The organism is Spirochaetae bacterium HGW-Spirochaetae-1 (genome assembly GCA_002839375.1).
Classification (GTDB): domain Bacteria; phylum Spirochaetota; class UBA4802; order UBA4802; family UBA5550; genus PGXY01.
On record PGXY01000011.1, the window covers coordinates 378,094 to 387,153 of the forward strand.

Annotated in this window: 6 protein-coding genes; all 6 read left to right on the top strand. The window is 53.1% G+C overall.

Features of this window, described 5'->3' with window-relative positions; genetic code table 11:
• Window positions 1–117: 117 nt before the first annotated feature.
• The 6 genes from CVV44_22470 to CVV44_22495 all read left to right on the top strand — a co-directional run bounded on the left by CVV44_22470 (window position 118) and on the right by CVV44_22495 (window position 8,938).
• Window positions 118–1,257 (top strand): hypothetical protein, encoded by a 1,140-nt coding sequence (locus CVV44_22470; GenBank protein ID PKL35568.1) that lies wholly within the window; start codon window positions 118–120, stop codon window positions 1,255–1,257.
• 112 nt (window positions 1,258–1,369) lie between these two features.
• Window positions 1,370–2,563 (top strand): hypothetical protein, encoded by a 1,194-nt coding sequence (locus CVV44_22475; GenBank protein PKL35569.1) that lies wholly within the window; start codon window positions 1,370–1,372, stop codon window positions 2,561–2,563.
• Window positions 2,564–2,783: 220 nt separating this feature from the next.
• On the top strand, window positions 2,784–5,207 hold the full coding sequence (locus tag CVV44_22480) for a hypothetical protein (GenBank protein ID PKL35570.1): 2,424 nt from the start codon (window positions 2,784–2,786) through the stop codon (window positions 5,205–5,207).
• A gap of 104 nt (window positions 5,208–5,311) precedes the next feature.
• The gene (locus tag CVV44_22485; GenBank protein ID PKL35571.1) at window positions 5,312–6,466 is read left to right on the top strand and encodes a hypothetical protein; all 1,155 of its coding nucleotides are present in this window, start codon (window positions 5,312–5,314) and stop codon (window positions 6,464–6,466) included.
• Window positions 6,467–6,495: 29 nt separating this feature from the next.
• Window positions 6,496–7,827, top strand: a complete 1,332-nt coding sequence (gene fucP / locus CVV44_22490; GenBank protein ID PKL35585.1) for an L-fucose:H+ symporter permease — start codon at window positions 6,496–6,498, stop codon at window positions 7,825–7,827.
• Window positions 7,784–8,938: a glucokinase gene (locus CVV44_22495; GenBank protein PKL35572.1), complete on the top strand. Its 1,155-nt coding sequence runs from the start codon at window positions 7,784–7,786 to the stop codon at window positions 8,936–8,938. Before fucP ends, CVV44_22495 begins: the two co-directional genes overlap by 44 nt.
• The last annotated feature ends 122 nt before the right edge of the window (window positions 8,939–9,060 follow it).

Genomic DNA, 9,060 nt, shown 5'->3' on the forward strand with positions numbered 1-9,060 from the left:
AATGAGGCTGGGCAATTGTTGATATATCAAATATTGCGTAAAAGTATGAATTTATGGCCTTTTACGACCCTATTTCAGGGCGTGTGTTGAAATAGTATGGCCGGATGTTGAAAATTTATGAGATATACTAAAAAAAATACGGGAAAACCGTTTATACTCTGGTGCGCCATTATCGTGACGGTCCTGTGCATGCCGGGGCGTGGGGAGATCGCGGGACGGCGGATCAAAGCGGCCTATTTCATCTATGGCGGCAGGCAGATCCTCCAGTATGAATTTCTCTGCGATCTTCTTTTTACCGACATGCATTACTGTATGGAAAAGGCCGCCCGTGACCTGGGTATCACCCTAGATACCTTTTCCATGGAACTGGATCTGGCAAAAATGGAAAGGGAGCTCAACCGCTGTGTTGAAACATTTAAACCCGACGTGTTTATATGCCAGGGAGGTTCTGAAAGCGCCCGGTTTATTGTCCAGTTCGGAGAGCTGAAAAAGATCCCCACCATAACCATGAATACGGGGTTTCTTCCATCGGATGATATGGGAAAGCCCCGTGAAAAATACCGGTTCTGGATCGGTGATATCCATCCCGACGATATTGATGTGGGATACCGCCAGGGGGTTCTGCTCAGTCAGGAAGCCCTGAAAAGATGGCCCGCCCCCGTGGACATGATAGCCTTTACGGGCATCGGGTTTGACCAGGCCTCGCAGACCAGGGTTGCGGGCCTGAAACAAGCCCTGGAAAAGTTTCCCGTTGTGAAATTGCGACAGGTTTTCACCACGCGTTATATGAGCTTCCTCGCCGCCGAGAAGTTCATCCTGGTAAAAAAAAGCAGGTACCGGGAAACACGCGTTGTCTGGACCGTCTGTGACAGCATCGCTCTTGGTGTGGCGCGCGGCGCCCGGAAGATGGGGCTGGTTCCCGGTCGTGATATTATTATTTGCGGCACGGACTGGACCGCCGGAGGCCTCAAAGGGGTGGAGGAGGGGGATGTTTTTCTTTCTGCCGGAGGCCATTATCTCGAAGGGGCATGGACCATGGTTCTCATTCACGATTATTTCCGGGGGAAGGATTTCGCCCGGGAAAAAACGACATTTGTAACTCCCATGTACATGGTCACCGCGAAGGATGTTCTTCCTTATAAGAAAATACGGTCACGGGAGTATATCGATACCCTTGACTTTAAACGCTACTCGAAAATATATGACGAATCCATAGAGCAGTATCGGTTCGATGCGGCGGATCTCCTGGAAAAATGATGGTCAGGATTAGGGCAGCATGGCGTAAAATTACGCTTGTACGGGCGTCCCTTCGGTGCGAGTATGTGCCGGAGAGGAATATCGCCTCATCCAGGATATTATCAAGAGCACAATGGAAGTAATGAAAAAACTATTTCTGCATATCTCCCGGCTTCCTTCCAGCCCGGTCCTCATTGTGCTGGTCATGGGATTTACCATATCGGCTTCCCTTGGCGTTCTTTCCATCAGGTGGAGTTCAGGGGACCGGGAAAGTCTTGCTGAAAAGGGGCAGCGCCTGGCCGCCCTCATTATTTCAACCAACCTGGAAAACATGATGGACCTGAATAGAGCGGCGATGCGGTCCACGGCCGAGTCATTCATGGAGGATATGGATATCGAATCCATTATCATCCGCGACGGTAGCGGCGCTGTTTTGGTTAACACGGCCAAACAATCCTATCGTACGACGAGCATAAAAGTGAAGAAACCCTTCAGCGTTGAAGGCATGAAAATCGGCACCCTGGAAATTACGGTTTCCAACGCCTCGAAGTGGAAAAACACGGAACGCGTCGCCGAACTCATAGCATCGTCAAGTATTGACCATATCTGGGACTATAATATCAGTTCCCTGAAGGCCGGTGTATCGTCGTTCTTCAAGGATCAGGATATAAAAGCCATCCGCATAAGCGAGGAGAGCGGGATAGAGCTGGTGCGCCTTGAACGGGAGGCGGGGGGAACGGAAGAACTGAAAATACATAAAAAGCTCTTCAGGGGAGACCGTTTTATAGGAACCCTCGAAGTGGTCTTCTGCGACTGCAGCGCGGTGCTGCAGGAGCATAGCCGGAAAAACCACCTCATTATCTATATGGTCCTGGCCATTGTATTCGGTGCAGCCTCGCTTATCCTCGTTGTCCGCAACAACCGGCGAAAAACCCGGGAAGAGGATTTGCTGCAGCACGATGCTGCCGTCAGGCAGCCGCTGACCTGGTCAATATCGGGTTCAACGGAAGAAAAAATGGAAAAAGCCATGGCCTATATCGGCGAAAATTATACATCGGCCATATCGCGTGAAGGACTGGCTGCCATGTTGAATCTTAACCCCGACAACATGGGCCGGTATTTCAAAATGTATACCGGTGAGCGGATAAACGACTATATAAACCGTCTCCGGGTCGAGAAGGCCGCTTCACTGCTCATAGAGACTCCCGATAATATTGTCCACATCGCCTTTGCCGTGGGCTTTGAAAATCTCAGCACCTTTAACCGCGCCTTTCAGAAGATAAGAGAAGAAACCCCCACGGAATTCAGAAAAAAGCACCATTCCTGACGAAGCACTCCGGCCGTGAACGCATATCCCTGTTCGCATTTACTGATATCAGTGATTGCCCGGCCTGAAATCCTGATGTATCAATGAATCAGGAGATTCCTTTCCGCTTTTAGGCTATAAAATCTGTTGTAAATCAATCCATCGTTTTCCGTGCATGCTTCACGGGATGCAGACCCGTTTGCGCAGTGCTGAAGATAAAGAAAAGGAGCTATGAACCGCCATGCCATTGAAGGAATTGAAAAAATTGAAAAGATTAAAGATAATAAACAGCCTGTTTCACGCAGGGCTGTTTTCATTGATACTGGTCTGCCTTGTCTTTTCCTCCGGCGGTTGCGGGAAAAGCGCCGGTTATATTTACCTGACCGACAATTATGAGCTGGAGGACCAGGTCCATGATCTCATGGATCAAATGAGCCTGAAGGAAAAGGTGGAACAGATGAGCGGCAGTAATGAAAATTATCTGTTCGGCCTCCTTGCCCAGTACACTGCAAGCGATACGTCTTTCACGCGCCTGGGAATACCGGAAATGGTCTACCGTGACGGCCCCCGCGGCGCCCGTTCCATGAACAATGCCATGGTCAATTCAACTGCTTTCCCCGTGGCAGCCCTGCGGGCCTCGTCGTGGGATACGGATCTGGAAAACAGGATAGGCCGGGCCATTGCCGATGAGGTTCGCGCCATGGACGCTCATGTGTTACTGGCGCCCACCATCAACCAGGTCATGCATCCTCGCCACGGCCGCTGCCAGGAAACGTACGGTGAGGATACTTTTCTTCTGGGCAGTATGGGCGTCGCCTTCATAAAGGGCGTGCAGTCCGATCCGCCCGCCGGAACCTGGCGCGTCCAGAGCTGTGTCAAGCATTTCGCCGCAAACAATATCGAGAATACGCGGGAACAGGTAAACGCCCGGCTGAATGAAAGAACGCTCCGCGAGGTGTTTCTGCCCCATTTTAAAATGGCCGTGGACGAGGCGAACGTGGCGGCCTTCATGGGATCATATAACCGGGTCAACGGGACCTATTCATGCCAGTCGGAATACCTGCTGCGCAGTATACTGAAAGACGAATGGAAATTCAGCGGATATGTCCTGTCGGACTGGTTTGCCGCAACGGACACCGTGGAATCCCTGCGGGCCGGACTTGATATTGAGATGCCCTTCAGCAATCCCCTGAAACTCTCGGACAGCAATCCTTATGCTTACGGTACCAACCTGGCGAGCGCCGTGAGGAACGGCCTCGTGTCCGAGGACCTGGTGGACGAAGCTGTGCTCCGTATTCTCATGAAAAAGATCGAATATGGTGTCATTGACCATCCCTGGGGCCAGGGCGGTGTAGAAAGAAATGAAACCGCCCTCGATGAGGACATGCTGGCATCGACGGAGCACGTGGCGCTGGCCCGCGAAGCTGCGGAAAAGGGCATTGTGCTCCTGGAAAACCGGGATAACACGCTTCCCCTGGACCGCGCGTCCCTGAACGGGAAAACAATCGCCATTGTGGGCCGTTATTCCGAAACCTTTTTTCTGAGGGACCAGAGCAGCTATGCCGGCGGGGACCTGTATATAAATATTCTTACGGGAGATATCGGCAGCAGCTGGGTTTCGCCTCCCGATAATGTACCGAACGGGAACGACTGCGTATTTGACGGCGACGGTGAAATTACCAACCTGGGCGTCATCGACTATGATAACCAGGCCGTGAGCATAACAAAGGGCATTGAGTATATCGCCGGGAGCGGCATAACGGTCACGCACCAGGACACTGTGGCTGACAACACGACGGCCGTGCAGAACGCCGATTATGTCATTGTCGTTACGGGCTATGTGCCCAATGACCTTTTCGCCTCCATGGGACAGGGCGGCACGGGAGAGGAGGGGGAGTATAAAGACCGGGGGAGCCTGGAGCTGAACGACTATGACAAGGCCAATGTCAACGCGTCCCTGGCTGAAAATAGCAGCGTTATCGTGATCCTCCAGAGCGGCGGGGCCGTCATAGTGAAGGACTTTGTCGATCATGCGAGCCTGAAAGGGCTCATTATGGCCTTCTATCCCGGCATGCAGGGCGGGATCGCCCTGGGCAGAATTCTTTTCGGCGATGTTAATCCCGGCGGCAAGCTCTGCCAGACCTTTCCTGAAAACGAATCGGACCTGCCTCCCTTTGACAATATCAGCATGAACGTCGACTATAATTATTATCACGGCTACCGCTGGCTTGACCGGAAGGGGGTAGAGCCCCGTTACTGCTTCGGCTACGGACTGAGCTATTGCAATTATAGTTACTCGAACCTTGTCATTGACGATAACATCCTCGATGAGAACGAAACACTCACGGTAAGCGTCGATGTGACCAATACGGGAAGCCGTGAAGGCGAAGAGGTGGTCCAGCTCTACGTGGGTTACGGAAACACTGCCGTTGGTGATGCGATCGGCCGCCCCGTTAAGGAATTGAAGGCTTTCAGACGTGTCGCCATTGCCGCCGGAGATACTGAAACCGTCACGCTCACGGTGCCGGTGTCGAAACTCGCCTATTATGACCCGGCCTTGCAGGCATGGGTTGTGGAGAAAATGGTCTACGGGCTCTATGTCGGTCCCTCGTCCGATACGGGTGATCCCCGTATGCAGACGGCGACGTTCATTATTACGAACTGAGCAGTACGGTCCCGCCTGTCATGATCCGAGGCTAATGCATCGTGGTATGGTGAGGGCGGGTCCGGGATTTTATAAATAATGCTTATATGTATGGAGAAGACGCAATGAGAAGAATAATACAATCGATTGTTTTCATGTTCACGATACTGATCACAACAGTCACGGGCATTCAGGCCCAGGATACGGAGAATACGGACATTCAGCCCGGGATAGACAATACCGCAAAGGAAACGACGGCCCGGGAGACCGGAATTCTGGGCAACTTCAGCCTGGACGGATATTTCTGGGTGGACCCCAGCTACCGTTTTGCCTACGACGGACTTTCCGATAAGGACTATCGCGATACATCACTCCAGGGCCGGTTGGTCCTGGGAGTCAATTACCGGAAGGAGTTGAAAGATTATTATGTCCTGGCACGTGCCGAGATAATATCCCATGTTGATGAGCCAAAAGATATCGACACTCTCGATTCCTACCTGCAGTGCGGAAATAAATACTGGGATGTGCAGATCGGGCGCTTTCTGGCCTATGAGTTGTATCATAAAGGCCAGGGCCTGGAGCTCTATACTGATGAGGACGCCGGTGCCATTGACGCGCCTGACCTGTACGAGGTAGACTATGTCCGGGGACATGCCGATGATGCGGGACAGGTGGCGTTTCACATATTTCCCCTGAAGGGAATAGACATGATGGACCTGAAAATCGAGGTGGCCGGGATCTACGGCCAGGAATCGGCGAGCCAGAACGACTTTGGCATCCGTCCCGTCGTGGATTATTCATACTGGCGCTTCCAGGTCGTGGCCGGCATGGAGTATCTCTTAAAAAAATCCAGGGACACGGCCAGTAAAACAAAATCGGAAGTCACGGGATACGGCGGGAGGCTCCAGTATAATACAGATTTCATCACCGCCGGTGTAAACTTCGCCCGTGCCAGCCGGGACTCCTACACTACCACGGGGGTCATGGACACGGCCGGGACCTATACAATTACCAGCTTTGGTGGATTTGCCGACATCGATTTCTGGCGGAACAGCATCGGCCTGGGCTGCCATTACACGACTTACAAAGCGGAAAACCTCGATGATAAGACGCACCTGCAGCCCTTTGTTTCTTATCTTTACCGGCTGCCCTTTGAGGGGCTCACGGTGAAAGGAGTCTTCTCCTGGGCGCTTGCAGATATCGACGGGCTCGGCGTTTCAAATGCCTATACGAACGACATATACAGTATGCGTATCCGCATACGCTACGATTTTCTATAACGAATACGGGGCATAAGGGAGGGATGATGATGATAAGTACGGGAGAAACCCGCTCCGCAGCAGCGGGTGAAAAAAAATATACCAGGGAACTGTCCATACTGACAAGCCTTTTTTTCATGTGGGGTTTCCTTACCTGTCTTAATGACATACTGATACCTCACCTTAAATCGGTATTTGCACTTAACTATGCCCGGGCTATGCTGGTGCAGTTCTGCTTTTTTGGCGCCTACTTTCTCATGTCACTGCCATCGGGGTATATACTCAAAAAGGTGGGATATAAGAACGGCATTGTCATGGGTCTTCTCATCGCCGGAACGGGGTGTTTTCTTTTTTATCCCTCGGCGGCATACCGGTCATACTATATGTTCCTGTCGGCCTTTTTCGTGCTGGCCTCGGGGATTACACTTCTGCAGGTTTCGGCCAACCCCTACGTGACAGTGCTGGGCCGGGAGGAGACGGCTTCCAGCAGGCTGAACCTTACCCAGGCCTTTAATTCCCTGGGCACCACTATCGCCCCGTACTTCGGGTCCATGCTCATACTGGCCGTGGCGGTCAAAACTACAGGGGAAACGGCTGTCATGAGCGGGACTGAGCGTGAAGCTCATCACGCGGTCCAGGCCGCGGCCGTACAGGTCCCGTACCTGGGCCTGGGCGCCGCCCTGTTTATTATCGCCGCCGTCTTTGCCTTTATAAAACTGCCCGACATCGGGAAAACGGAAGACGGGGAAAAAACAACGGGTGATTCCCGGAAAGGAGACCGTGAAGGGAAAACAAGCGCGTGGGAATACCGGCACCTGGTCCTGGGCGCCCTGGGCATATTTCTCTATGTCGGGGCCGAGGTATCCATAGGCAGCTTCCTGGTGAACTTTTTCGGCCAGTCCAATATGGGCGGCCTTTCGGAAATATCGGCCGGGAAACTGGTCAGCTGGTACTGGGGCGGGGCCATGGTGGGCCGGTTTATCGGTTCAGCCCTGATGCGGAAGATCAATCCCCGGCGAATACTGGCCTTCAACGCTTCGGCCGCGGCTTTCCTGGTCCTGGCGGCCGTGCTGACCCGGGGGAATGTGTCCATGGTCGCTATTCTTCTCGTGGGCCTGTGCAATTCCATCATGTTCCCCACGATCTTCAGTCTCTCGATCAGGGGCCTGGGCCCCCACACCGGCGAGGGATCGGGCATCCTCTGCATGGCCATCGTGGGAGGGGCCATAGTTCCTTTCCTGCAGGGACTCATCGCTGACAGGGCGGGCATCCAGCCTTCATTTATGCTGCCGGCTGTCTGTTACCTGTATATCGTGTTTTTCAGTGTGAAGGGTGCCGATGTCTGTGAAAAAGAGAAGGGGGCGCTGCAGTATGAAGTGTGAAGTGCTGAACAGAGGTGAAAACTTCGACCGAACCGTCCTCGTGGCCGACGTGGGCGGCACCAATGTGAATTTCGGTCTCATGGGATTCTGCGAAGGAGACTGTACAATTATCGCCAAAGGAAAAGAGAAATCAACGGCCGTGAGCAATTTCACGGAATCCATAGCGCGTTTCGTCGGCAGGTTGATGGAAACGGGCCTTCACATCGCGCCGGAACGATGCTGTATCGCCGCGGCCGGTCCAGTTAGCGAAAACTCCTGCAAGCTTACGAATCAGAACTGGCATATAGACGGAGGAGAAATCCAGGATTTTCTGGGCATGGAAACGACTGTTATTAACGATTTTATTGCCGTGAGCCGTGGAATTCCCTTCCTGGATCACGCCTCGCCGGGATCAATAGTCCCGGTACCGCATTCCGATGGATATACGGGATGCCCCGATCCGTCGGGGGTGAAGCTCGTCATAGGCCCGGGCACCGGGCTTGGCGTATCTTACATGGTACCCGGCGGCGGCTCCTATATTCCCTTTCCTTCGGAAGGTGGCCATTCCGATTTCGCCGCCTTTGATGAGGAGACGACTCGCCTTAAAACCTTCGTCACCAATAATACGCTTGTAAAGCCCGGCATCGAACCGTTTCTATCGGGACCGGGAATCGTCAATATTTTCAAATTCCTCAACCGGGCGAGAAATTTTCCCGCCGATGAGGGCTATGCAGCGGTTATGGCCGCTCCCGACGGTGAAAAAGCGGAACTGATCTCGGCCTATGGAGAAAAAAGCGCTGTGTGCCGTGAGACCATGCGTCTTTTCGCCCGGATACTGGGCCATGTAGCCGGCAGCTTCAGCGCCATTTTTCTGCCCTCGGGCGGCGTCTACATCGCCGGGGGCATTGCGGCCAAGAATATGGACTGCATCATCGGCAGGGGCCATTTCATGGCCTGCTTCGAGCAGAGCTACAACCGGGCCATGCGGGAGTTCCTCAAGACCGCCCCGGTTTATATCGTAACGGATTATTCCGTATCGCTCTACGGGGCTGCTGCTGCGGCTGTTGAGTATGGAGTTGGCCTCAACCCCCGGCCCCATATCCCGCAGGAGAGGGGGAGGTCTGTGCAGTAAATCAACTCAGTGTCATCTCCGGCCGCTCTCTGACCGGGCCCGTACCGTAGTGGGGCCGTCTCAGAACAAAATTCTGGACGGCCTTTTTGTTATGTTGTTTTATCAACAAAAATAGATGATAT

Bases quoted from the DNA above. Each gene is read 5' to 3' on its own strand.
- CVV44_22470 (PKL35568.1), top strand. From the start codon at position 118: ATGAGATATACTAAAAAAAATACGGGAAAACCGTTTATACTCTGGTGC.
- CVV44_22475 (PKL35569.1), top strand. From the start codon at position 1,370: ATGGAAGTAATGAAAAAACTATTTCTGCATATCTCCCGGCTTCCTTCC.
- CVV44_22480 (PKL35570.1), top strand. From the start codon at position 2,784: ATGCCATTGAAGGAATTGAAAAAATTGAAAAGATTAAAGATAATAAAC.
- CVV44_22485 (PKL35571.1), top strand. From the start codon at position 5,312: ATGAGAAGAATAATACAATCGATTGTTTTCATGTTCACGATACTGATC.
- fucP (PKL35585.1), top strand. From the start codon at position 6,496: ATGATAAGTACGGGAGAAACCCGCTCCGCAGCAGCGGGTGAAAAAAAA.
- CVV44_22495 (PKL35572.1), top strand. From the start codon at position 7,784: ATGTCTGTGAAAAAGAGAAGGGGGCGCTGCAGTATGAAGTGTGAAGTG.